At 56.6% G+C, this 23,378-nt stretch carries 22 protein-coding genes; 12 read left to right on the top strand and 10 right to left on the bottom strand.

The genetic code is table 11. The features are described from left to right. Nucleotides 1-5 precede the first annotated feature (5 nt). A complete protein-coding gene (locus tag NHF56_RS09055; RefSeq protein WP_252803555.1) occupies nt 6-1,907 on the bottom strand; it encodes a methyl-accepting chemotaxis protein in 1,902 nt (633 codons plus the stop codon). A 295-nt stretch (nt 1,908-2,202) separates the two neighbouring features. Next, nucleotides 2,203-3,468 (bottom strand): MFS transporter, encoded by a 1,266-nt coding sequence (locus tag NHF56_RS09050; RefSeq protein WP_252803553.1) that lies wholly within the window; start codon nt 3,466-3,468, stop codon nt 2,203-2,205. Between the two features lie 400 nt (nt 3,469-3,868). Between NHF56_RS09050 and NHF56_RS09045 the strand changes: the two genes are divergently transcribed. The 5 genes from NHF56_RS09045 to NHF56_RS09025 all read left to right on the top strand — a co-directional run bounded on the left by NHF56_RS09045 (nt 3,869) and on the right by NHF56_RS09025 (nt 8,762). Then, nucleotides 3,869-5,269 carry a DegQ family serine endoprotease gene (locus NHF56_RS09045; RefSeq protein ID WP_252803551.1) on the top strand — a complete coding sequence of 467 codons (1,401 nt, stop codon included), beginning with the start codon at nt 3,869-3,871 and terminating at the stop codon, nt 5,267-5,269. Beyond that, complete coding sequence (locus NHF56_RS09040) at nt 5,266-6,579, top strand: replication-associated recombination protein A (protein ID WP_252803549.1); 1,314 nt, start codon at nt 5,266-5,268, stop codon at nt 6,577-6,579. The genes NHF56_RS09045 and NHF56_RS09040 overlap by 4 nt, the downstream gene beginning before the upstream one ends. Before the next feature lie 70 nt (nt 6,580-6,649). Continuing rightward, nucleotides 6,650-7,507, top strand: a complete 858-nt coding sequence (locus NHF56_RS09035; RefSeq protein WP_252803548.1) for a GyrI-like domain-containing protein — start codon at nt 6,650-6,652, stop codon at nt 7,505-7,507. Then, nucleotides 7,504-8,127 carry a GyrI-like domain-containing protein gene (locus tag NHF56_RS09030; protein WP_252803546.1) on the top strand — a complete coding sequence of 208 codons (624 nt, stop codon included), beginning with the start codon at nt 7,504-7,506 and terminating at the stop codon, nt 8,125-8,127. The genes NHF56_RS09035 and NHF56_RS09030 overlap by 4 nt, the downstream gene beginning before the upstream one ends. Nucleotides 8,128-8,207: 80 nt before the next feature. After that, complete coding sequence (locus NHF56_RS09025; protein WP_252803544.1) at nt 8,208-8,762, top strand: flavodoxin domain-containing protein; 555 nt, start codon at nt 8,208-8,210, stop codon at nt 8,760-8,762. Between the two features lie 2 nt (nt 8,763-8,764). Here NHF56_RS09025 and NHF56_RS09020 read toward each other — a convergent pair whose 3' ends face one another. Continuing rightward, nucleotides 8,765-9,772: a DUF1883 domain-containing protein gene (locus tag NHF56_RS09020; protein WP_252803542.1), complete on the bottom strand. Its 1,008-nt coding sequence runs from the start codon at nt 9,770-9,772 to the stop codon at nt 8,765-8,767. A gap of 137 nt (nt 9,773-9,909) precedes the next feature. After that, complete coding sequence (locus NHF56_RS09015; protein WP_252803540.1) at nt 9,910-11,118, bottom strand: NADP-dependent isocitrate dehydrogenase; 1,209 nt, start codon at nt 11,116-11,118, stop codon at nt 9,910-9,912. A 257-nt stretch (nt 11,119-11,375) separates the two neighbouring features. On the opposite strand from NHF56_RS09015, the gene NHF56_RS09010 reads away from it, so the two are divergent. Continuing rightward, nucleotides 11,376-11,909: a hypothetical protein gene (locus NHF56_RS09010; protein ID WP_252803538.1), complete on the top strand. Its 534-nt coding sequence runs from the start codon at nt 11,376-11,378 to the stop codon at nt 11,907-11,909. Between the two features lie 19 nt (nt 11,910-11,928). On the opposite strand, the gene NHF56_RS09005 is transcribed toward NHF56_RS09010, so the two are convergent. Beyond that, the gene (locus tag NHF56_RS09005; protein ID WP_252803537.1) at nt 11,929-12,636 is read right to left on the bottom strand and encodes an MBL fold metallo-hydrolase; all 708 of its coding nucleotides are present in this window, start codon (nt 12,634-12,636) and stop codon (nt 11,929-11,931) included. Between the two features lie 96 nt (nt 12,637-12,732). On the opposite strand from NHF56_RS09005, the gene NHF56_RS09000 reads away from it, so the two are divergent. The 5 genes from NHF56_RS09000 to dksA all read left to right on the top strand — a co-directional run bounded on the left by NHF56_RS09000 (nt 12,733) and on the right by dksA (nt 16,115). Next, on the top strand, nt 12,733-13,086 hold the full coding sequence (locus NHF56_RS09000) for a helix-turn-helix domain-containing protein (RefSeq protein ID WP_252803534.1): 354 nt from the start codon (nt 12,733-12,735) through the stop codon (nt 13,084-13,086). A 51-nt stretch (nt 13,087-13,137) separates the two neighbouring features. Beyond that, entirely contained in the window at nt 13,138-13,983 is an 846-nt protein-coding gene (locus NHF56_RS08995; protein WP_252803532.1) for an RNA methyltransferase, read from the top strand. Between the two features lie 4 nt (nt 13,984-13,987). Next, on the top strand, nt 13,988-14,773 hold the full coding sequence (murI, locus tag NHF56_RS08990; protein WP_373456270.1) for a glutamate racemase: 786 nt from the start codon (nt 13,988-13,990) through the stop codon (nt 14,771-14,773). Between the two features lie 389 nt (nt 14,774-15,162). After that, nucleotides 15,163-15,399 (top strand): hypothetical protein, encoded by a 237-nt coding sequence (locus NHF56_RS08985; protein WP_252803528.1) that lies wholly within the window; start codon nt 15,163-15,165, stop codon nt 15,397-15,399. A gap of 296 nt (nt 15,400-15,695) precedes the next feature. Continuing rightward, entirely contained in the window at nt 15,696-16,115 is a 420-nt protein-coding gene (gene dksA / locus NHF56_RS08980; protein ID WP_252803527.1) for an RNA polymerase-binding protein DksA, read from the top strand. A gap of 107 nt (nt 16,116-16,222) precedes the next feature. On the opposite strand, the gene NHF56_RS08975 is transcribed toward dksA, so the two are convergent. Next, the gene (locus tag NHF56_RS08975) at nt 16,223-17,191 is read right to left on the bottom strand and encodes a flagellar biosynthetic protein FliO (RefSeq protein WP_252803525.1); all 969 of its coding nucleotides are present in this window, start codon (nt 17,189-17,191) and stop codon (nt 16,223-16,225) included. A gap of 302 nt (nt 17,192-17,493) precedes the next feature. Here NHF56_RS08975 and cckA point away from each other — a divergent pair, with 302 nt between their 5' ends. Beyond that, nucleotides 17,494-20,100 (top strand): cell cycle histidine kinase CckA, encoded by a 2,607-nt coding sequence (gene cckA, locus NHF56_RS08970; RefSeq protein WP_252803523.1) that lies wholly within the window; start codon nt 17,494-17,496, stop codon nt 20,098-20,100. Nucleotides 20,101-20,199: 99 nt separating this feature from the next. Here cckA and NHF56_RS08965 read toward each other — a convergent pair whose 3' ends face one another. The 4 genes from NHF56_RS08965 to mobB all read right to left on the bottom strand — a co-directional run bounded on the left by NHF56_RS08965 (nt 20,200) and on the right by mobB (nt 23,375). Continuing rightward, nucleotides 20,200-21,030 (bottom strand): ABC transporter permease subunit, encoded by an 831-nt coding sequence (locus tag NHF56_RS08965; RefSeq protein ID WP_252803521.1) that lies wholly within the window; start codon nt 21,028-21,030, stop codon nt 20,200-20,202. After that, nucleotides 21,027-21,803: an ABC transporter permease gene (locus NHF56_RS08960; RefSeq protein ID WP_252803519.1), complete on the bottom strand. Its 777-nt coding sequence runs from the start codon at nt 21,801-21,803 to the stop codon at nt 21,027-21,029. The genes NHF56_RS08965 and NHF56_RS08960 overlap by 4 nt, the downstream gene beginning before the upstream one ends. A 107-nt stretch (nt 21,804-21,910) precedes the next feature. Then, nucleotides 21,911-22,687, bottom strand: a complete 777-nt coding sequence (locus NHF56_RS08955; RefSeq protein ID WP_252803517.1) for a transporter substrate-binding domain-containing protein — start codon at nt 22,685-22,687, stop codon at nt 21,911-21,913. Nucleotides 22,688-22,850: 163 nt separating this feature from the next. Next, nucleotides 22,851-23,375: a molybdopterin-guanine dinucleotide biosynthesis protein B gene (gene mobB / locus NHF56_RS08950; protein WP_252804937.1), complete on the bottom strand. Its 525-nt coding sequence runs from the start codon at nt 23,373-23,375 to the stop codon at nt 22,851-22,853. Nucleotides 23,376-23,378: the final 3 nt, after the last annotated feature.

Raw genomic sequence — 23,378 nt, 5'->3', positions numbered from 1 at the left:
GTCCCTTATGCAGCCTTTGATGGGACATGGCCTTTGTCGTTCGACAGCTTGAAACGGGCGAGCGCGGCATAAAGCTGCCCGACCTCGGTTGCGAGCACCTGGCTGGAGGCGGTGGTTTCCTCGACCATGGCAGCATTCTGCTGCGTCATCTGGTCCAGCATGTTGATGGAGGCGTTGATCTCGCCAATCCCGACGGACTGTTCCTGCGCTGATCCGGCAATGGATTCAACATGCGCTTTCACGCGATCGACGAGGTCTTCGATCTTACCGAGCGCTGTGCCGGTATCCTGCACAAGGCTAACACCACCACGTACCTGTTCTGCCGATGTGTTGATCAGAACCTTGATTTCCTTGGCAGCGTTGGCTGAACGTTGCGCGAGCTCGCGAACCTCCTGGGCGACCACCGCAAAGCCGCGACCGGCTTCACCAGCGCGCGCCGCTTCGACACCGGCATTCAGGGCAAGAAGGTTGGTCTGGAAAGCGATTTCGTCGATCACACCGATGATCTGATTGATTCGATTTGACGATTCCTCAATCTGGCCCATCGCGGTGATGGCGTTTTGGACGATTTCACCCGATTGCGACGCGCTTTTCTGCGTGTCGGCCACCATACGGCTTGCTTCTGCAGCGCGCTCGGATGCATTGCGCACAGAGGCGGTGATTTCATCAAGCGCCGCCGCCGTTTCCTCCAGCGAAGCCGCCTGTTGTTCGGTCCGCTTCGACAGGTTCTGCGAAGAACCGGACAGTTCGTCCGAGTTACCCCGTATGTTGGCGGTCGCGTTGTGAATATCCTGCATGGTCGAGCGCAGGGTCTTCATGCTGGTGTTGACGTTTTTCTGCAGTTCGGCAAATGCACCGTTGAAGCTGCCGCGCATCTCCTCGGTCAGGTTCGCATCGGCGAGAGCCGCCACTACACGGCGTACCTCGAAAATGCCTTTGTCGACAGTGGAGAGCAGGGCGTTAACGCTCTCTGCAAACTGGGCAAGGGCCTCGTCTTCATATTTTTTTGTTATACGATGGCTGAAATCGCCAGCAGCGGCTGCTCCGACCACTTCGCTGATATTGGCCTGGAGATCTGCACTTTGCTGGTGCAATGCCTCTTCCTGAGCCTTCATGCGACGCATCGACTTTTCGCTGTCACGGAAAATCTCAAGCGCCCGTGCCATTTCGCCGATTTCGTCTCCGCGATTGCCATCGATTGTCTCGCCATCAAGGTCGCCCTTGGCCAGTCGGCTCATGACGGCTGTCAGGCTGCGAATGGGTTTTGTGATTCCGCGCTGTGCAATCGTGAAGGCCACAAGCGCTCCGAGAACGATAAAGCCGATTGCTGCGGCAATCAGCGCCGTCATCGTGATTTGCGAGAGTTCAATGGCCCAGTTTCGTGACTGAGCCAGCGTGTTGGCCGAATAGGTTGAATAGGCCTTCACTGTCGTCGTTACAGCCTTTTGACCTTCCAGAGCTGTATTCAAAGCGGCAGCAATCGCTTCTGGGTCATCACCCCCAGTCGTCGTCGCCGTGGCCACCATCGCACGAATCGTATCGAAATAGCTGTTGAGCGCGGATCTGATGTCCTCCAGCAGTTTCTTCTCTTCGGCATCCGCAGTCGATTCAATGATGGGAAGGCGTGCCAGCATTTCGGCAACGCGACGGTCGGTCTGTTCTGCAAATTCTGCAGCATCCTTGGGCGCCATTGCCAATTGATAGGTCATCCGGCTGATGGCAACGATATCAACCCGCAGATCCATTGCCTCGCGGGCAACAACTTCGCGGGCGCCGACATCTTGAAGAGCATGGCTCATGGATCGCAGCCCCTGAATGCCGACACCGGCAATGAGCAGGGACGCAAGGCCCATGAAAGCTACAACGATACCAATCTTGGTTCGTATTTTTACTTGGTTCAGGTTCATTGTTATTCCTTGGGAGGTGGGAAGTATCTGAACAAATCGATGCAATTTGTCTGGTTATTAGTTGTAATGGGTAACCAAAAAATAAACCGACGATTGCCGCGCAGCTAAAACTGTCGGGGGGACACCAGAAAATAGAATTCGCGGCTTCGATAAAGCCTGCGCGGCATTTGTTACATTCGGCAGAAGATACGCCGTCGAAACAAACCTCCCAAAATCAAATGGCCTCCGCGTAATGGAGCACGGAGGCCATTTGAATTCAGGATTGATCAATTCCGCCCTTGCGGCTCTGGCCTGCTTACGCGGCGGCGGGTTTTTCATTTACACCCTCGGGATTGTGCCCCATCTCATAGCCTTGCGGCGTTGAGAGCGGACTGTTGCCCGAGAGAATTGTTCCATATTCGCCGCGCTCATCCACCGGAATGGCAGCCCGCGCCCGCGAGCGGAGGATCGCGTAGGCGGCGACGAAAAGATGCGCTGTCATGGTGATCAGGAAGAGCGCATACGGACCGAAGGTCGACATGACCGGACCGCCCAGCGTCGGCCCTATGATCGTGCCGATGCCGAAGACCAGCAAAAGTCCGCCGGAAACCTTTACGTAGTCTTCAGGATTGGCAAAGTCGTTGGCGTGCGCCACCACGATCGGGTAGAGCGTGTTCGCCATACCGCCGTAAAGCGCCACCAGAACAACGAGGTAGACGAACTGGGTGGGCTGGAATGCAATCAGGCTCAGAGCCGTTATCGCCGATATCATGGCAATGAAGGCCAGCACATAACGGCGGTCTGTCATGTCCGAAAGCTTGCCCGCAGGTATTTGCAGCAACGCGCCGCAGAAAATGGCTGCCGAAACCATGATTGCGATATGGCCTTGGCTGAGCCCGATATTGCCGCCGAACACAGCAGCAAGCGTGCCGAATGCACCATTGGCAATCCCGATCAGCAATATGCCAACCACGGCCACGGGAGAATTTCTGTAAAGCGCACGCAGATCGAGCTTCACAGTATTCAATGGTTTGGGAGAAGCAGCCTTCGAAAGCGTGGTCGGCAGCATGGCAATGCAATAAAGTACGCCGGAGGCCATGAACAGAAACGGCGTCATCACGTCGCCGGTCGAAATGAGCAGCTGGCCTGCCACGACACCGCTCAAATTGATACCGAAATAGAGTGAAAACACGGTGCCGCGGCTTTCATTGTCGGCGCGTTCATTGAGCCAGCTCTCGATGATCATCTGCACCCCGGCCGTGGCAAAACCCGTGGCTGCGCGCAGAATGACCCATGCCGTCTGATCAACGAACATGCCGGTAATCAGCGCCACAATCGCGATCAATGATACAAAACTGGAAAATGCTCGGACATGGCCGACACGCTTCACGACCGCCGGGGCCAAAAAACAGCCCAGCACGAAGCCCGATGCCCAGGACGTGCCGAGCAGGCCGAGCATGGTGGTGCTGTAACCTTCCGCCGTGCCGCGCACGGGAAGCAGAAGACCGTGCAGGCCGTTGGCGAGAAAAAGGAAGAATGTCCCTGTCAAAAGGGCGAGAATCTGAAGCAGGTTACGTCTCATTATAGGGCCGTTAAAACTGTTAGATTAGTCGAGCTGGGTCCCGGCTGAGCGGCGAGCCCATGGTTCGATTCGGGTTTGCTTTGTTATTGCGCGCGATAACGTGGCGCCGCAGGCTTGGCATCCGTCAACATGACAAACGCGATAATATCGGATCATAGTAGCGAATCGTCTTCAATCAAGTTTCGAGGTTTTGAGATTGTCGGCTTGTTCTTTTAACCCTGAATCCGCCGGGAAGTTCCGTGGTGCGCTTCAAAACAGAACATTACAAACTTTTAAGCTTGTCTGCCTTGCAAATGCTTGATCTCTCTTTCATCTGCCTGAAGGCAGAAGCGGCAGCCGCCGTTTCATTTTGAGCAAAAGAAACTTAGATATAGACAGAATAATCGTCAGGGAGTTCCGCATGCCACGTCCCGCTGGTCTGATCGCCGCATCTTTGTCCGCATTTTTTCTGCTCGTTCCGCAGGCCTATTCCGAAAATGCCAGACAACTGCCGCAAAGCCAGGCCGAGGTGCAGCTCTCCTTCGCGCCCTTGGTCAAGCAGACCGCGCCCTCGGTGGTCAATGTCTATGCCGAGCGCATGGTGCAGCGCCGCTCCATCTTCGACGACGATCCGTTCTTCAGCCAGCTTTTTGGTGGCCGCGCACCCGGCCGCACCGAGAAACAGTCGTCGCTGGGCTCAGGTGTGATCGCCTCCACAGACGGCTATATCATCACCAACAACCATGTGATTGAAGGCGCTGATGAGGTGAAGGTCGCCCTCGCAGACGGGCGCGAATATCCGGCCAAAATTGTCTTGAAGGATGATCGGGTCGACCTTGCAGTGTTGAAGGTCGATACCGACGACAGTCTGCCGCCGCTGCCGATCGGGGACTCGGACGATATCGAAGTCGGCGATCTGGCCCTGGCCATCGGCAATCCCTTTGGCGTCGGTCAGACAGTCACGAATGGCATTGTGTCCGGTCTTGCCCGCACCGGTGTCGGCGTCTCTGACTTCGGCTTTTTCATTCAGACGGACGCATCCATCAATCCGGGCAATTCAGGCGGCGCATTGATTGATATGCGCGGCGAACTTATCGGCATCAATTCGGCGATCTTCTCCCGAAGCGGCGGTTCGAACGGCATCGGTTTTGCCATTCCCTCCAATCTTGCCCGCGTGTTCCTGGCTGCAGCAGAGCGCGGCGACAAGAGCTTTGAGCGCCCCTATATCGGTGCCGAGTTTTCCACCTTGACCGCCGATATGGCCGAAGCGCTTGGCCTTGAGCACGCCGGCGGCGCATTTGTCACCTCCGTTGCCGAAGATAGCCCCGCCGCTGAGGCCGGTTTGCAGCAGGGCGACGCCGTTGTCGCCATGAATGGCCATCCCGTCGAACATCCCGATGCGCTGGGATATCGCCTCCTGACCGCCGGTCTTGGCACGACAGCCGATCTGACCGTGATGCGCGACGGCAAGGCGCGCGAGGTTACGATTTCGCTGGAGCGCGCACCGGAGACCGTGCCGCGCGATCAGCGCGTGCTCGAAGGACGAAACCCGCTCTCCGGTGCCGAAGTTGCCAATCTTTCACCCCGCGTTGCGCAGGAATTGAGGATGGGCAACAAGCTGAATGGCGTGGTTGTCGTTGATGTCCAACGCGGCTCGCCGGCAGGCCGTGTCGGTTTTCAGCCGCGCGATATCATTGTCTCGCTCAACGGCGTGGAGGTGAGCAATACGCAGATGCTGCAGTCGCTACTTGATGAGAATGCAAACGGTTGGCGTGTGGTGATCGACCGTGACGGTCAGCGCATAAGGCAGCTTTTCCGATGAGTGATCTTTTCGGCGTCAATGAACCAGCCGAGATGGCGGAGAAGAAGCCGCTTGCTGAACGTTTGCGCCCGAAATCGCTTGCCGAAGTGTCCGGCCAACCACATCTGACGGGGCCGGATGGGGCACTCAGCCGCATGATCGCTTCGGGTTCTCTGGGCTCGATGATATTCTGGGGACCGCCGGGCACGGGCAAGACCACCGTCGCGCGTCTGCTATCAGGTGAAACCGGCCTTGCCTTCGAGCAGATATCGGCGATCTTTTCCGGCGTTGCCGATTTGAAGAAAGTGTTTGAGACTGCGCGTGCCCGCCGCATGTCAGGCCGCCAGACTTTGCTGTTCGTGGATGAGATCCATCGTTTTAATCGCGCCCAACAGGACAGTTTTCTGCCCGTCATGGAAGATGGCACTGTTATCCTGGTTGGCGCCACCACGGAAAATCCGTCCTTTGAACTGAATGCCGCGCTGTTATCGCGCGCCCGCGTCTTGACCTTCCGTGCACATGACGAGGAAAGCCTCAGCGAACTTTTGAAACGGGCCGAAAGCGTCGAAGGCAAGCCGTTGCCGCTGGATGAAGAGGCGCGCGCGTCGCTGATCCGTCTGGCCGATGGTGACGGGCGCGCTGCGCTGACGCTGGCCGAAGAGGTTTGGCGTGCAGCACGGGCAGGGGAGGTTTTCGACCCGCAGGGCCTTCTCGGTGTGGTGCAGCGCCGTGCGCCCGTTTACGACAAGGGGCAGGATGGCCACTACAATCTGATCTCCGCTCTTCACAAATCTGTCCGCGGTTCCGACCCCGATGCAGCCCTTTATTATCTCGCGCGCATGTTCGACGCCGGGGAGGACCCGCTTTATCTTGGCCGCCGCCTTGTGCGCATGGCCTCAGAGGATATCGGGCTTGCCGATCCCCAGGCGCTCGTGATCGCCAATGCGGCCAAGGATGCATACGAATATCTGGGCTCTCCGGAAGGTGAGCTGGCACTGGCCGAGGCTTGTGTCTATCTCGCCACCGCGCCGAAATCCAACGGCGTCTATGTCGCCTATAAGGCTGCCATGCGCGCTGCCAAGGAGCACGGCTCCCTCCTGCCGCCGAAAACGATCCTCAATGCGCCGACAAAGTTGATGAAATCGGAAGGCTACGGCGACGGCTACCGTTACGACCACGACCAGCCCGATGCTTTCTCAGGGCAGAATTACTTTCCCGAAAAGATGGGCAGGCAGACATTCTACGATCCACCCGAACGTGGCTTCGAACGCGAAATCCGCAAACGTCTCGACTGGTGGGCGAAGCTGCGCCGTGAGCGTGGAGAACCTTAAACCTTCAATTCAGCAAGATTTGTCAAATCCGTTTATGCTTGTCTCGCCACGTCTTGAAACGGAGTGACACATGACGGAAGAACGCGATTGGGCGCGCTATCAGGATCGGTTGAGCCGGGTTACGGATTACATCTACGCCCATCTCGACGAAGAGCTGAATTTTGAACAGTTGGCGGATGTCGCTTGCCTTTCACCCTGGCACTGGCATCGGGTTTATCGCGGTGTCTTCGGCGAAACGGTAACGTCTACAGTGCGCCGGCTGCGGCTTCATCGTGCCGCAGGCCAATTGGCCAACACGGATCTGCCGGTGGCCGAAGTGGCAAAGCGTGCCAGCTATCCCAATGTCCAGTCATTCACCCGCGTCTTCAAGGCTCAACTGGGCATGGCCCCCGCTGCCTACAGGGCAGGCGGAAGCCACACCAAATTCGAGCAGAAATTTTCCATTGGAGATGAGAAATTGTACGACGTGGCATTCAAAAAATCCGGCGACATCCGTCTGGCCGGCATTGCCCATCAGGGCGACTATATGGAGGTCGGCAAGGCCTTTGAAACCTTGCTTGGCTTGGTCTATTCGCAAAACCGCTTTCAACCCGGCATGCAGATGGCAGGGATGTATTTCGACGATCCCGATATTGTGCCGGTCGACAAACTGCGCTCGATGGCATGCCTCACGGTGCCGGAAAGTTTCGAGGTGACTGCGCCATTGCAGGAAACACGCCTGACAGCAGGCCTCTATGCAATTCTCACACATAAGGGACCTTATGCGGATATGCCGAAAGCCTATCGCTGGTTTTTCGGCGATTGGCTGGCAACATCGGAAAAAGAGCTGGCGGATAAGCCGTCATTCGAACTCTATCTCAATAACCCGCGCGAGGTTGCACCTTCCGAACTGTTGACCGAAATATGGATGCCGTTGGAAGGGGAATGATTTTGGAAAAGGTCGATTTCAAAAAGACGCTGAAAACGCTCTATGCGCCCCCAAAGAACAAGTTCGTCGAAGTTGAGGTGCCGGCGCTGAACTACTTGATGATTGACGGGATCGGCGATCCGGGAAAGGCTAAAGCCTATGCCGAGGCGTTGGAAACGCTTTATCCCGTGGCCTACACCCTGAAATTTGCAAGCAAGACAGAGCTTGGGCGCGATTATGCGGTGCCGCCCCTCGAAGGTCTTTGGTGGGCAGATGACATGAACGCGTTCGTGGCAGGCCAACGGGATCAGTGGCGCTGGACAATGATGATCATGATCCCGGATTGGATCGATGCCGCTATGGTTGCCGATGTGGTAGAGCAGGTGAAAAAGAAGAAATCGCCGCCCGCCATGGGTAAGCTTCGCATGGAAAACCTCGCGGAAGGCCGCGTTGTGCAGATCATGCACATAGGTCCCTATAGCGAGGAGGCGCCGGTTCTGGCGAAGCTGCACAATGAGTACATGCCTTTGAACGGTCTGACCTTCAACGGCAAGCATCACGAGATTTATCTCGGTGACCCGCGCCGCACAGCACCTGAAAAATTGAAGACGGTGCTGCGTCAACCGGTTCGCTCTGCCTGAAGCGCAGCGAAATTGATTAAGGTCAATGCCGCCCCTGCCCAATGTGCTTTCATGGCTCCAGTCACGAAAGGAATTGCACCATGAAAGCGCTCATCATCTACGCGACCGTCGAGGGTCAAACCCGCAAGATTGCTGAAACCTCTGCGCGATATCTGGAGGAGAATGGTTGGTCGGTCAGCCTCATGAATGTTTCTCAGCAGTTTGAGTTTGCGCTGGAGCGTCCCGACGCTGTTCTTCTGATGGCACCCGTCCATGCAAACGACTACACGTCCGACTTTATCGAATTTGTCAGACGGGAGTCCTCATGGCTGAACAGCGTGCCATCAGCCTTTGTTTCGGTCTCGCTTTCCATCCACAGCCAGTTTGAAGATGAGCGCACAGCCGTTGTCGAATTGCCTGAAACGCTATCGATCTACACGGGCTGGCGACCCTCCATGGTACATCACGCAGCCGGCGCGCTCCGGTTTGGAGAATACGACTTCTTCAAACGGCTGATGGTGCGCTACATGGCAACGCGTGAGGTCAAAACGGCCGACAAGAGCCAGAATCACGAATTCACCGACTGGGATGCGCTGAAAGCCTTCGTTCAGGACTTCGCGAATTCTGTCAGCGGCAAATCGGTCGCGGCCGGTTGATTTCAGCCGGTGGCGTACTGAACGGAATTGCCTTCCATGCTTTCATGGTAGGCATTGCACTGGTTGCGGCCGTTGCGCTTGGAGGCATAAAGCGCGGTATCCACCTTTTGGTAGAGCATCTCCGGCCCATTGGATTCCACCGCCATGCACAGCCCCATTGAAATGGTCACCGGCCCATAGACCTGTTTGGTTCCGGGGTCGCTGATTGTGGCCTTTTCGACTGCAGTGCATACCCGGTCTGCAATCTGCATTGCCGTGCTGCGACCCGCATCGCGGATGATGAAGCCAAACTCCTCGCCGCCGGTTCTGGCAACGAACGTGTTGCCACGCAGGTTGTCTATCAAAACCCTGGCAACACTGCGCAACACAAGATCGCCAACCGGATGGCCATAGGTATCGTTGAACGATTTGAAGTGATCAATGTCTCCGATCACAAGAGCCGTCTGTTCAAGGTTATCCGCCGTGCTGAAAATCGCTTTCATCTGCATGTCGAAGGCACGCCGATTGTTGAGGCCGGTCAACGCGTCAGTGTTGGCCAGACGCTTGTATGTATCGAGTTCGCGCCGGATGTCTTCAATATCGTCCGGCGCATCTGCCATATTTTCCATGATGCGTTCTGCACCATTGGTGTCTGCGTTGATGTCGCCAAGCGCCCGTGCCGCAGTATCGGCCAGAAATGCCCGGTCCACCGGCATGGTTGCCTGCATCTGACGCGCGGAGGTGAGATGACCGGGAACGATGGTCTTGACGCTGGAATTGGCCAGTGCCGGAAGTCCATCCATGTCAACCACAAGGTGCCAATGTCCCCCTTGCGGAACGACCAGGCGTGTCGGCGAAATCTTGGCCAGACCACCGAGAAATTTATGCGGCTTGAGTGTTTGGAAAAGTTTGAAATTGCGCCCATCAAGCAAGCGCACATTGTTGATGCAGGAAAGCGTGACTTCCACGACAGTCCCCGCAGGTTGTGCCTTCAGATCATAATGTGTGTAGCGAAATGCTTGTTTGGTCATATCTTGCCTGTCCCTAAAAATTATCGATAAGATATGACTGTCCGCCTTAAAACAAAGTTACTTATCCGCGCACTTTCGAGAAAGAAAAAACCCGACCAGAGGCCGGGTTTTATTAGCGTTCTACAATATAGTTGGCTTTACATGGCCTTCTGCAGGTTCTCGTCGATCTTGTCGAGGAAACCGGTGGTGGAAAGCCAAGGCTGGTCCGGCCCGATCAACAGCGCCAGGTCCTTGGTCATGTAACCGGACTCGACGGTTTCGATGCAGACCCTTTCGAGCGTGGAGGCAAAACGGGCAAGTTCGGCATTGTCGTCGAGCTTGGCGCGGTGGGCGAGACCACGCGTCCAGGCAAAGATCGATGCGATCGAGTTGGTGGAGGTTTCCTGACCCTTCTGGTGCTGGCGATAGTGACGGGTCACTGTGCCGTGTGCGGCTTCAGCTTCCACCGTCTTGCCGTCCGGCGTCATCAGAACAGAGGTCATCAGGCCGAGCGAGCCGAAGCCCTGTGCCACGATGTCGGACTGCACGTCGCCATCATAGTTTTTGCAGGCCCAGACATAGCCGCCGGACCACTTGAGCGCTGCAGCAACCATGTCGTCGATCAGGCGGTGTTCATACCAGATCTTCTTTTCTTCGTACTGCGCCTTGAATTCGCTCTCGTAGACTTCCTGGAACAGATCCTTGAAGCGTCCGTCATAGGCCTTCAGGATGGTGTTCTTGGTGGAAAGATAGCAGGGAACGCCGCGCATCAGGGCGTAGTTCAGTGAAGCACGCGCAAAGTCGCGGATGGAATCGTCGAGGTTGTACATTGCCATGGCAACGCCGGAGGAGGGTGCGTCAAACACTTCATGTTCGATCTCCTGGCCGTCTTCGCCGACAAACTTGATCGTCAGCTTGCCCTTGCCGGGGAAGCGGAAGTCGGTGGCGCGATACTGGTCGCCAAACGCATGACGGCCAACGATGATCGGCTGGGTCCAGCCGGGAACAAGACGCGGCACGTTCTTCATGATGATCGGCTCGCGGAAGATCACGCCGCCGAGAATGTTGCGGATCGTGCCATTCGGCGAGCGCCACATTTTCTTCAGGTTGAACTCTTCAACGCGGGCTTCGTCCGGCGTGATGGTCGCGCATTTGACACCCACACCATGCTTGTTGATGGCGTTTGCCGCGTCGATCGTGATCTGGTCGTTGGTCTCGTCACGCTTTTGAACGGAGAGGTCGTAATATTCGAGGTCGATGTCGAGATAAGGCAGGATCAGCTTGTCCTTGATAAACTGCCAGATGATGCGTGTCATCTCATCGCCGTCCATTTCGACGACGGGGTTCGCTACCTTGATCTTGCTCATATATCAGCCTCTTTCATTAAAGCGGGTTGTATCGCGCGGAAGACCCGCGTTGTTTCCGCTGCGCTATAGCATCTGGAATGTCCAACGCAAAGGCGCAGATCGGCAAAAAGCGGCAAAAATGAAGGGTCCGAAGCAGGGCGGGCGGTGTGAGGCGAGTTGACGCTAAACCTTTCTCACGCTTGCAAGCGAACGAAAAATGGCTATCGCTTTTTGTGCCGGAGAGTCGGCGCCTGATCCAATCCGTTTGAGCTGCCAAGATGTTTGAAAAAATCCTGTCCGCATTTGCCATCCTGCTCATCTGCTCGGGCAATGCATTTGCCGTTGACGCCGATCCCATGGTGCCCGTCAAGACCGTGGTCAACATCGCTGAAAAGACCTTCGATGAAAATGCGGAAAAAGATCCGAGCGCTGGCGATTACCTCACGTCCAAAGTGCTGAAAGCGAATTTCTCGTCGGCGTTTGTGGATGCCTTCGAGCGTGGCTCGAAGCGGGCTGAGGAGAATGATGAGCCTTTTATCGATTATGATCCGGTCAGTGGCGGACAGGATAGCTGCCCCCTGAAAGACGTGACCTATTCTGCCCCGGTCGAAAAGGATGGCGCCTATGAAATCACCATCCACTTCAAGTCGATTTATTGCTTCGGTCACGAATTTGCCGACGAAGTGGATCAGACTCGCTTTCGTGTGGTCATCGAAAACGGCAAGCCACTGATCGATGATATTACCAACGTTTTCCCCGATACCGACCCGATTTCCGTTCGCCAGGTGATGGGCGATTTTCTCGAGGAATAACCGGTGAAGACGGCGGCTTTCAAAGCCGTCGCAATCTCTGGATATGCTGGCTGATCTGCGTGCTGCCAAGCGTGGCGCCGTGGCCGATGTGAAAATGCGTCGAACCGTTGTCGATAAGCCTTTGCAGCTGATCCGCCACCAGCCTTGGATCATCCTCAAACGGCGGCCTTTTTGGATGTTTCAGCCTGATGATACCGCCAAGCAGAATGCCTGAAGCGACGAGATCACTGACCAGGGCGTTGCCGTTATCAAGAAGGACCGAAAGGGAGCCTTCCGTGTGGCCGGGCGTAAATTCCACATGCCCCTCTATGCCGAATTCCCGGAGCGAAAACTGTTCAAAACCCGCAAGCTCTATGTCAGCTTCGAAGGCGTCATAGGGCGCTGCCGCAAGGCCGGTCGCCTTGAACAACCGTCCGAATGGACCCGTCGGGCAATAGTGAATTTGCTTGGTATGATTGTAATAGAGCCGATCAGCCTGATGTGCGAGGATCGGTGCACCGGTCAGCTGCCGCAGCCGTGCTGCAGCCCCGGCATGATCGACATGGGCATGGGTAACGATAATCAGCTTGACGTCGCTCCAGTCCTTGCCGTCGCTTGCCAGCGCTGCGTGGAATTTCCCTGCCATACCCGGCAAGCCAGTATCGACGATGACGGCACCGCTGTCGGTTGAAATGACAAAGGCATTGATCATGTATAGTGGCGCAATCGGGACTCTGATGATACGCATGCTGTGCTCCTGTTGTTTCGGAAGCACTATCTATTTGTCTCAGACCGCGTTTGAGAAGAATGCACTTTTTTCTTCGCCACGCACCTGGAGGTAAGTATGGACTTTGCAGATTGGCACCGCCGCGACCCGCTCAACTGCCCGGCAGTGCGCGCACTTCAAACCATCAGCGGCAAGTGGAAGCCAGCCATTCTCTACTTTCTTTTTGAGGATACGCAGCGTTTTTCGCAGCTGCAAAAACGGCTGCCGGATCTCAGTCATAAGATGCTGACGCAGCAATTGCGGGAGCTGGAGGAGGCCGGTGTGATCTCGCGCCGGGTCTATCCCACAGTGCCGCCAAAGACAGAATATTCACTCACCCCTGCCGGACGCCAACTCGACAGCATTTTCATCGCGCTCTTTCAGTGGGGCGAGGCCAATCTGAATACACGGCAAGAGGCTCTGACGCTTTGATTTTGCCCATGAAGTGTGCAAGGGAACGCCAAACAGTGAGAAAGGCTTAACATGGCGGGCACGCACGGCAAGCGCGAGATGATCGCAGAAGGACCGGCAGTCATTCTGGTTCATCCGCAGCTGGGGGAAAATATCGGTATGGTCGCACGCGCCATGGCCAATTTCGGCCTGGCTGAACTGCGTCTGGTCAATCCGCGCGATGGCTGGCCCTCTGAAAAAGCCCGCTCTGCCGCCTCCAAGGCCGATCATGTCATTGACGGCGCCAAGCTTTACACATCGACGGAAGAGGCCATTGCTGACTTGAATTTTGTGTATGCTACGACTGCGCGCGACCGCGACGGCTTCAAGCCGGTTCGCGGCCCGGCAACAGCATCGGCGACGCTGCGCACGCGCTTCGCTGCGGGGGAAAAGACCGGCATCCTGTTCGGACGCGAAAAATCCGGTTTGACCAATGAGGAAGTGGCGCTTGCCGACGAAATCGTCACATTTCCGGTCAACCCCGCTTTCGCTTCGCTCAATATTGCCCAGGCCGTACTTCTCATGTCCTATGAGTGGATGAAAAGCGGCATGGAAGGCGATGAGGCGCTTCCTTTCCAGGCTGTTGAACAGCAGCCGGCGACCAAGGCCGACCTGCAGGGTCTGTTCGATCACGTGGAAGAGGCGCTCGATGCCCGCGGCTATTTCCGGCCCGCCGACAAAAAGCCAAAATTGATCGAGAACTTGAGAACGGTTTTCACAAGACCGTCCTTTACAGCGTCTGAAATCAGCGTGCTTCGTGGCGTCATTTCCTCGCTGGACCGCTTCACGCGGGATAATCCACGCGGGGCGGGGTCACCCAATCGCGCCAAGAAGCCGAATTTGCGCCCGCGCGGACCGGATGGTCACATCAAGGAATAGGCATTTGGAAGAAAATCCCGTCCTCATTTTCGACAGCGGAATCGGTGGACTGACCGTGTTGCGCGAGGCGCGGGTTCTGATGCCGGAACGAAATTTCGTCTATGTCGCCGACGACGCCGGCTTTCCCTATGGAAGCTGGAATGAACCGGAACTCAAAAGCCGCATTCTGGCGCTTTTTGAAGATCTGCTGGCGCGCTTCAAGCCGGTCGTTGTCGTCATTGCGTGCAACACGGCATTCACTCTGGCGGGGGCGGCGCTTAGGCAGACATTCCCGGAGATGACCTTTGTCGGTACGGTGCCGGCGATCAAACCGGCGGCCGAGCGCACCCGCTCCGGTCTGGTCTCGGTTCTCGCAACCCCCGGAACCGTCAAGCGCGCCTATACCCGCGACCTGATCGAATCCTTCGCCTCCCAATGCCATGTCCGTCTTGTCGGCTCACAGAACCTCGCCGCCATGGCCGAGCGCTATGTGCGGGGAGACGCGATCGCCGATGAAGATGTCCGGCGTGAAATCAGCGAATGTTTTCTCGAAAAGGACGGCCGCAAAACCGACATCGTCGTTCTTGCCTGTACGCATTATCCCTTCATGGCCAATACGTTCCGCCGCCTCGCACCCTGGCCGGTAGACTGGCTGGATCCCGCCGAAGCCATTGCGCGGCAGGCCCGCCGTCTTGTGCCGACAGTCAATCACCTGAAATCCGGAGACATGCCGGACATCGCATATTTTACCTCCGGCGAGACGGATTTTGCGACGAGGCGGCTGATACAGGGATTTGGACTGCAGGTTTGAAGCGCGCGCTTTGTGTTTGTGCTTTCTGTGCAACATTGATGTTTCAATACCGTCTGAGCGGTCATTCCAGATTGTACTTTCTTCAAACTGTTGTACCTTCCAGCCGTTCTTGAAGCACCAACAGGAGGTCTCGAAATGGCAGGCATGATCAATGCATCCGTTCAGTTTCGTTCGGCTGACCTTCTGCGACGTCGACTTCGCATCGTGCTTTCGGTCTATTACCGAGCAAACTGACGTCTTGAACTGCGGCAGAACCTGCCGCTTGGCCGAAACCTCAACTCTCTGACATAAACCACAGGTCTGTTATCCGCCGGAATCCGTCTTCCGTGCGCTGACGCCTGTTCCAAACGATGAAGGGATCAGTGCGTCTTGCGCCTGATAACACGCTTATGAGCTACGATATTTCTGAAAACCGGCCCGCATTGCGGGGAGCCATTGATTCTATCCTGGATGCGCACGGTCTCTGGCGCCTGCTGCTGGCTCTGCCGGTCGTTCTGGTGCAGCGGTCCAAACAAAATGAGCTGCTCGATCTGGAGCATCTGGATGCGCATCTGAGAAAGGATATGGGTTTGCCGCCGCCACCTGGGAAAAACATGCCGCGGCCTCCCGATCCCTGGCGCTTTTGAGGCGTTTCTCGCAGTTCAGAGGCGAGTCTGACACGAAAAGCGGGACTTGGCGGAGTGAAAACGCTTTCGTTCCGCCCGTTTCCACATCCTGAAGCTCTGGGCAAAAAGCGCAACTCAATAAATGCCGATTGTGAAAATTGCATAACAATTTGTCATTTATATTCAGCGTCTTGCATCTAATTTGTGCAAACTGTGAATTTCGCCTCCGACGCTAACTATATAGGCACTCTTTGCTTGAATTGATGGTTGGATGTGGCTATACACGCCCATCGGTTGATTTCGTCAGGAGGTGGGCCTTGAGTGAGAATATCAATCTTGATGACTATGTTCTCTCGGAAGACGAAGAGTTCATGAATCCAAATCAGCGCGCCTATTTCCGGGCAAAGCTGATCAACTGGAAAAACGACATTCTCCGCGAGGCGCGTGAAACGCTGGACCATCTCGCGGAGGAAAGCGCTAACCATTCTGACATTGCTGACAGAGCATCCTCAGAAACAGACAGGGCAATCGAATTGAGAGCCCGTGACCGTCAGCGCAAGCTGATTTCCAAAATCGATGCAGCGCTCGCGCGTATTGACGATGGGACATACGGTTATTGTGAAGAGACCGGTGAGCCGATCAGCCTCAAGCGGCTGGACGCCCGCCCGATCGCGACACTGTCGATTGAAGCGCAGGAACGTCACGAGCGCCGCGAAAAAGTCTATCGCGACGAATAAGAATTCAGCCTGCCAGCGCCTTCCAAAGCGCTGGCAGGCTGAAAACGCTTGATCGCGCGTCTACTCTCAAAATACTGCCCTGCAATCGATCGCCTTCGCAGGCGCTTTTATTTCTGTTTCCGCTGCAATTCGTCGAGAATCAGGCGGACCCTATCCTCCAGATCATCCTCATCGGAATGCTGCTGCGGCATACGTTTGGCCACTGCAGCAGCCGTGGCTGCCTGCGCCGGCGGCTGGCTGCGCTCCGTTATGGGCGGAGACCAGGTTTTTGCCGGCTGCACCTGTGGTGTCTGTGAGGCCGGAATGTCACCCGCCTGCGGTCGTCCATCAAGGACGCGGCTAAACGCGCTTTCGCGCATATTCGCAGCCGTCGTCGGCGCGCGGCTCTGATGGGGGCGAGGTTGCGGCGGTGGCGTCGTCGTCGGTTGGACGGCGTCTTCGCCGAGAAGCCGCTTGCGCGCCGCCTCAAGAATGGCCTCTGCGGCTTCCTGTTTCAGCCGCGCTTCCAGTTCATCCTCGGCCGGTTCGCTGCGGGCAAAAGATTGTTGCGGATTCCGCACCTGACCAGCACGCGAAGGTTCAAAGGCTTCTTCGGTTTGGTAGTCGCGGGAAAGGGCAGCAGCTTCAGGCCCGTAGGCATAGTCATCGTCCTCGAAGGGCTGCCTTGTCTGCTGGCGCGGCGCGTGCGTCTCCTGGCGCATCTGTTGCTGTGCGGGTCTGCGCGGCTGCTGACGGGGCTGTTCCGGCATTTTCGGCTGAACGGGCGCTGCACTTTGGGTGCGCGGCTGAGTTTCAGCGACGGCCCCATGGTCTTTGGTTTCGACAACGAGGTCGGCGGGGCCGCCGATCATGATCAGATGCTCAACATTATCGCGGCGCACCAGGATCAAGCGCCTACGCACGTCGAGCGCCACCGATTCCACCACGGCGAGACGGCGCTGCGAACCCGTTCCAGGCAGTGCGAAAAAGCGCGATTTGCGGTTCTTGATGATCCACAGGATCATAGCAAAAGCACCAAGTGCAACGCCCACGCCAACAAAAGCCGGCAGCAGCTGTCCTGCAAAATCGATATCCATCTTACCTTATGCCCCGCATCGCGATAGCAAAGCTTTGTTGTGATTTGCCAGCCAGTGCAAGAGCCGAGCAGACATTTGCGGTAGAAAGTAACAGCTAAGTTGCCGCAGCCTAGCATTACAGGCTTGATTTCGTGTCATGAAAGCCGGGCAAAACTCTCCATCGGGCTTGCGCAAATGGCCTAATCTCTGTGAATTGTAACCAATGGCGATTGATTCCCGAAGCATACTGCGCCGTTGGCAACAACGGCGCGTAAACGCCGTAAGGCCAGCCGTTCGGGACCTGGAATGCCAGCGAGGAATGGATGACTGAATTCAAACAGGCAAGCGACTATAAGGTGCCGGCGGTCGAAAAAGCGGTTCGCCCCGGTGCAATCCTTCGTGTTGCCCTTCTGGCCCTTGTCTTGACCGCCACCACCGGCGCCTTCATCCTGTTTCGCGATCAGCTTGAAAATCAGGTCGTGCTGGGTGTGCTGGGCGTCCTTGCCATGGTCGGCATCTTCTTCCTTGTATCGGCTTTCATCGGCTTTATCGAGATCATGCCGCAGTCGCGGCAGGACGAGCTTGCCCGTGCCTTTCTGGATGGCCATCCCAACGGCGCGCTGATTACCGGGCGCAAAGGCAATATTATCTATGCCAACAAGGCCTATGCCGCACTCACCGGCAGCCAAGGCAAGAAGGCCGTGCAGTCGCTCGAAACGCTGCTTTCCCATCATGCCGATTCCAACGAGGCGCTATACCGGCTCTTTTCATCGCTGCGGGAAGGCAAGTCCGGCTACGAAGAGTTCCGGCTTCCCAAACCGCTCGGCGGCGGCGCGGATATCAATGCCGGCGGCCACTGGTATCGCTTGAGCGCCCGCGTTCTGCCGCTGGAAGATTCGGCCAAGAACCCGCTCTACATCTGGCTGATCAGCGATATCACCCGCGAGCGTGATACGCAGGAGAGCTATTTCCGCGAATTGCAAAGCGCAATCGACTATCTCGATCATGCGCCCGCGGGCTTCTTCTCCTCTGACCGCCGCGGCAAGATCCAATATCTGAACGCCACGCTGGCCGACTGGCTTGGCCTTGACCTGACATCATTCCATCCGGGCTCCTATGCCATCGGCGATCTTGTCGCGGGCGAGGGGCTGGCGCTCATCCAGTCCGTGTCGCCCGATCCCGGGCACAAGAAGACGGCAACGCTCGATCTCGACCTGCGCAAGGTCAACGGACAAAGCCTGCCGGTGCGGCTTGTGCACCAGGTGGCGCTTGGGCGCGATGGCAAGCCGGGCGAAAGCCGCACCATCGTGTTGGGCCGCGAGCCGCAAGCGGCCAACGACCAGAACGATTCAGCGGCTGCAGCACGCTTCAACCGCTTTTTCAACAACACACCGATGGCCATTGCCTCGGTGGACGGCAACGGACGTATCCTGCGCACCAATGCCTCGTTCCTGCGCATGTTCTCCAGCGTCGTATCGCGCGACGAGATGGAAAAGGGTGCCTTGTTCGAGCTGGTTGTCGCCGAAAACGACCGGCAAGCTCTCGCCTCTGCGCTCGACAGCGCCCGCGGTCGCCAAAGCGATATTGCACCTTTCGAATCCCGCCATCCGGTCGAAGAAGGTCGCTATTTCCGCTTTTATGTGAACGCCGTCATTGACCAGAGCGATGAAGCGCCCGAAGAGGCCGCCATCATCTATGCGGTGGAGACCACCGCGCAGAAAGAACTCGAACAGCAGATGGCGCAGACGCAGAAGATGAATGCGGTCGGCACGCTGGCCGGTGGCATCGCGCACGACTTCAACAATGTGCTGACCGCCATCCTTCTGTCTTCCGACCACCTGCTGCTGCAGGCCCGTCAATCGGACGCGACCTTTGCTGATCTGATGGAAATCAAGCGCAATGCCAATCGTGCGGCGGTGCTGGTGCGTCAGCTTCTGGCCTTCTCGCGCAAACAGACGATGCGCCCCACCGTGCTCAATCTCACCGACGTCGTCGGCGACTTGCGCATGCTGGTCGATCGCCTGACCTCGACCAACGTCAAGCTCGAAATCGATTATGGTCGCGACCTCTGGCCGGTCAAGACAGACTTGTCTCAGTTCGAGCAGGTCTTGATCAATCTCTGTGTCAACGCCCGCGACGCCATGCCGGAAGGCGGCACGATTACCATTCGCACCCGCAATGTGCAGGCTGGCGACGTGGCGGATATGAACCTCCGCGGCTTGCCGCCGGAAGATTTTGTCATGGTCGCCGTAGAGGATACCGGCACCGGCATGTCGCAGGAGATCATGGACAAGATCTTCGAACCCTTCTTCACCACCAAGGAAGTGGGCAAGGGGACAGGCCTTGGTCTCGCCATGGTCTATGGCATCGTCACCCAGTCGGGCGGTTATATCTTCCCCGAATCCGAAGTCGGCAAGGGTACGATCTTCCGTCTCTTCCTGCCGCGCTTCGTTCCGGAAGTTCAGCCCGTTCAGACCATCGAAGGTCAGGTCGTGGCGCAAGCTGCGCCAGCACCGGCAGCTTCCTCTGCGAAGGACGAGGACATTGACCTCACTGGCAAGTCAGCCGTCGTTCTTCTGGTTGAAGACGAAGAGGCCGTTCGCCGCGGTGGCAAGCGCATGCTGGAAACCCGCGGCTACGAGGTGCACGAAGCCGGCTCCGGCGTCGAGGCGCTTGAGGTCATGGAAGAGCTTGAGGGCAAGGTCGATATTGTGGTTTCCGACGTTGTCATGCCGGAGATGGACGGCCCGACGCTGCTGCGCGAACTGCGCAAGACCTATGGCCCCGACTTGAAGTTCATCTTCGTGTCCGGCTACGCCGAGGACGCCTTCGCCAAGAACCTGCCGGAAGACGCCAAGTTCGGCTTCCTGCCCAAGCCCTTCTCGCTTAAGCAGCTCGCCGCTGCCGTGCGGGAAATGCTGGACAGCTGATCGGCAAAAGGAATCTGAAAACAGCGCTTTACGGCGCAATCCGGAATCATTTTGCAAGCAACTTGAATCAGTTTCTCAAGATCAGCGACGGTGGCCAGTTCACCGTTTCAAGTGCCGTGTCAGCCGGTTGTCGAGCTTTGCCAGTATGTTGCGAATGACCTCGACAATGATCAGGTAGAAGATCGCGGCCCAGAGGTAAGCCTGGAAATCGAAGGTCTTGGAATAGGCATATTTTGTCACGCCCATCAGGTCATAGACAGTGACAATGGCCACGATCGCAGACCCTTTGATCATCAAAATGACCTCGTTGCCATAGGGACGTAATGCGACGATCAGGGCCTGCGGCATGATGATCTTCACGAAGGCCACGCGCCGGCTGATCCCGAGTGAATCGGCTGCCTCACGCTGTGACTTCGGAACACTCTCGATTGCCCCGCGAAGGATCTCAGCCTGGTAGGCGGCAGTGTTGAGCATGAAGGACAGGAACGCACAGTTCCAGGCATCGCGAAAGAACCACCAAAGCCCGATCGCGTCGATCTCGTCGCGAAAGCTGCCGACGCCGTAATAGATCAGAAACAGCTGTGCAAGCAGCGGTGTAGAGCGAAACACATAGACATACAGGTAAGCCAGCGTGCTCACGAACGGGTTCCTCGACATGCGGGCGAAAGCGACGGGAACGGAAAGAACCGCCCCGGCCAGAATGGATATTCCCACCAGCGACAATGTCACCCAGACGCCGGAGAGATAACGGTCGCCATATCGCGCAACCTTCTCTTCAGACCATCCAGCGATCACCATATAGATCAGATTTGCAAAGAGCGCCGCCCAGACAAGGAGAAGCGTCACGCCGATGACACGCGCCCAAGTCAACCCCTTTTTGGGTGGTGGAGGCGCAGGTTGCGGCGGTATCAGATCCGAGGCGTACATCACCGCTCCTCCGCTTTCCTGGCCCACTTATCTGTCCGCGAAAGAACGCCTGACGAGAGCAGCGACAGCAAGAGGTAAATAAGACAGGCAATGCCGTAAAACAGAAACGGCTCTTTCGTTATCCTGGCCGCGATACCTGCCTGCCGCATGATATCGGGCAAGCCAACGATGGAGACGAGCGCCGTGTCTTTCAGGAGCACCATCCAGAGATTTCCAAGGCCGGGCAGGGCGATGCGCACGAGTTGCGGCAGAACAATCAGGATCAGCGTTTTCCGCCGACCGAGGCCCAAGGCTTCTCCAGCCTCGTACTGGCCTTGGGGGATTGCCTGAAAGGCCGATTGCAGCACCTCTGAACAATAGGCCGAAAACACCACCGCCAGTGCGGCCATACCGGCTGCGAATGCATTGATATTGATCGTCTCGTCAAAACCGAGCAGGGAAATCAGGCTCTGGATGGCGATCTGCAAGCCGTAATAGACGATGAAGATCGTGAGAAGTTCGGGAAGGGCACGAAAGATCGTGGTATAGAGATTGACTGACAGCTGCAGGTAGCGGTCTTCGGCGCGCTTGGCCAAGGCAATGAGAAAGCCGAGTACCAGCCCGATTGGCAAGGTCGCTACGGCCAGTGAAGCGGTGACCCAAACACCGAAAGCAATTTCGTCCATCCAGCCTGCGTCGCCACAGGAAAGAAGACCGCTGCCAAAAAGCGTGAAAAAGCCAAATCGACCGCATAGCGGATCGATCACGTGACCGAATGCGGAGAGTATTTCACTCATCCATTTTCCCCGAACACTGCCTTAAGGCAGTTCTTGTTCTTGTCATAGTCGGACAAAAAAGGCGGAAGGGCAACCCTTCCGCCTGATCGATGGCATACAGGGCGAGCTTATTCCCCGTACACGTCGAAATCGAAATACTTGTCGTTGATTTCCTTGTACTTGCCGTTGGCGCGGATCGCCGCGATGGCGTCGGTGAACTTAGCTGCCAGCGGATCGCCCTTGCGCACGCCAATGCCGGCACCTGCGCCGTTGATTTCAGGATCGATCGGCAATGTACCGAGGATCTTGCAGCATGCGCCGGCATCGCTGTTGACCCACTCGCTCAACACCACCACGTCGTCGATGACGGCGTCCACACGACCGTTTTCCAGATCAAGCTTATATTCGTCAGCCGTGGGATACATCTTCAATTCCGCAGAACCGAGATGGGCTTCTGCGTAGTTGGAATGCGTTGTCGAGCCCTGCGCGCCGATCACCTTACCGGCAAGCGCCGCGTCGGTTGCTTCTGCAATGTCGGAATCCTTCGGCACGGCAATCGCCGGCGGTGTATTGTAATATTTCTTGGAGAAGTCGATCTGCTCAAGGCGCTCCGGCGTGATCGACATGGATGCGATGATTGCGTCAAACTTTTTCGCCTGAAGGGCAGGGATCATGCCATCCCAATCGTTTGTCACGAATTCGCACTCTGCCTTCATTTCTTCGCAGAGAGCCTTTGCAATATCGACGTCAAAACCTGTCAACGTGCCATCAGCCTCAAGGTTGTTGAAGGGCGGGTAGGCGCCTTCCGTACCGATGATGATCTTTTCGCCGTCGGCAAGTGCTGACCCTGCGACAAGGCTGAGCGCCGTCGCTGCGGCAAAGGCGAGTTTACGGGAAATCTTCATGTTATCCTCTCTGTTGGTTGGCGCCGGTTTTCATATTTTGTGTCGACGCGCAAATGAAGCTTTTGCTTCACCTTGGCCCGGAGTTTCATATTGTTTGTGAATAAAATGCAACAGAATTTGATAATATAGGCGGATTTTTTTGATCGCTTGGAAAAAGTTCCACTCAGCGGCGGCGCAAATTGCAGGTCCGTTCCACGAAATCGGCAAGGGCTTGTGTGTCGTCAAGATCAAAGACAGGCAAATCCGCATTGTCGACCGGATGGTCAGCTGCAATCGCCTTGATCCAAGGGTCTTGCGGCGCAAGCGGCGTCGTGTTCTTGGCATCCAGACGGCGTGCTTCTATCTTTGGAACAGGCTCACGTTTGTAGCCCTCGATCAGCACCAGATCGCATGGCGCTATGCGCGCCAGAATGTCGTCAAAGGCCGGTTCCGGCGCGCCGCGCAATTCATGCATGATCGCAAAGCGTGTGCCTGAAACGATGGTGACCTCATGTGCACCCGCCTGCCGATGGCGGAAACTGTCAGCACCGACCTTGTCGATGTCGAAGTCATGATGAGCATGTTTGATGGTCGAAACCTTGTAACCGCGTGCCGTCAGTTCTTCCACCAGGCGCACCGTCAAGCCGGTCTTGCCGGAATTTTTCCACCCTGCGATACCAAGCACGGGCGGTCGGGAAGAGGAGGCCACACG

Source organism: Rhizobium sp. L1K21 (assembly GCF_024055895.1).
Classification (GTDB): Bacteria; Pseudomonadota; Alphaproteobacteria; order Rhizobiales; family Rhizobiaceae; genus Ensifer_A.
Note: the sequence above shows the minus strand (reverse complement) of the source record. Positions and strands in the feature narration are given on the sequence as shown.

What these genes read in the sequence shown, in the direction of transcription:
- NHF56_RS08985 (WP_252803528.1), top strand. Translation starts at nt 15,163, where the DNA reads ATGAGCTACGATATTTCTGAAAACCGGCCCGCATTGCGGGGAGCCATT.
- NHF56_RS08975 (WP_252803525.1), bottom strand. Translation starts at nt 17,191, where the DNA reads ATGGATATCGATTTTGCAGGACAGCTGCTGCCGGCTTTTGTTGGCGTG.
- NHF56_RS09000 (WP_252803534.1), top strand. Translation starts at nt 12,733, where the DNA reads ATGGACTTTGCAGATTGGCACCGCCGCGACCCGCTCAACTGCCCGGCA.
- NHF56_RS08955 (WP_252803517.1), bottom strand. Translation starts at nt 22,687, where the DNA reads ATGAAGATTTCCCGTAAACTCGCCTTTGCCGCAGCGACGGCGCTCAGC.
- NHF56_RS09030 (WP_252803546.1), top strand. Translation starts at nt 7,504, where the DNA reads ATGATTTTGGAAAAGGTCGATTTCAAAAAGACGCTGAAAACGCTCTAT.
- NHF56_RS09015 (WP_252803540.1), bottom strand. Translation starts at nt 11,118, where the DNA reads ATGAGCAAGATCAAGGTAGCGAACCCCGTCGTCGAAATGGACGGCGAT.
- NHF56_RS09035 (WP_252803548.1), top strand. Translation starts at nt 6,650, where the DNA reads ATGACGGAAGAACGCGATTGGGCGCGCTATCAGGATCGGTTGAGCCGG.
- NHF56_RS09025 (WP_252803544.1), top strand. Translation starts at nt 8,208, where the DNA reads ATGAAAGCGCTCATCATCTACGCGACCGTCGAGGGTCAAACCCGCAAG.
- NHF56_RS09055 (WP_252803555.1), bottom strand. Translation starts at nt 1,907, where the DNA reads ATGAACCTGAACCAAGTAAAAATACGAACCAAGATTGGTATCGTTGTA.
- NHF56_RS09050 (WP_252803553.1), bottom strand. Translation starts at nt 3,468, where the DNA reads ATGAGACGTAACCTGCTTCAGATTCTCGCCCTTTTGACAGGGACATTC.
- NHF56_RS09010 (WP_252803538.1), top strand. Translation starts at nt 11,376, where the DNA reads ATGTTTGAAAAAATCCTGTCCGCATTTGCCATCCTGCTCATCTGCTCG.
- cckA (WP_252803523.1), top strand. Translation starts at nt 17,494, where the DNA reads ATGACTGAATTCAAACAGGCAAGCGACTATAAGGTGCCGGCGGTCGAA.
- NHF56_RS09005 (WP_252803537.1), bottom strand. Translation starts at nt 12,636, where the DNA reads ATGCGTATCATCAGAGTCCCGATTGCGCCACTATACATGATCAATGCC.
- NHF56_RS09040 (WP_252803549.1), top strand. Translation starts at nt 5,266, where the DNA reads ATGAGTGATCTTTTCGGCGTCAATGAACCAGCCGAGATGGCGGAGAAG.
- NHF56_RS08960 (WP_252803519.1), bottom strand. Translation starts at nt 21,803, where the DNA reads ATGAGTGAAATACTCTCCGCATTCGGTCACGTGATCGATCCGCTATGC.
- NHF56_RS09045 (WP_252803551.1), top strand. Translation starts at nt 3,869, where the DNA reads ATGCCACGTCCCGCTGGTCTGATCGCCGCATCTTTGTCCGCATTTTTT.
- NHF56_RS09020 (WP_252803542.1), bottom strand. Translation starts at nt 9,772, where the DNA reads ATGACCAAACAAGCATTTCGCTACACACATTATGATCTGAAGGCACAA.
- NHF56_RS08995 (WP_252803532.1), top strand. Translation starts at nt 13,138, where the DNA reads ATGGCGGGCACGCACGGCAAGCGCGAGATGATCGCAGAAGGACCGGCA.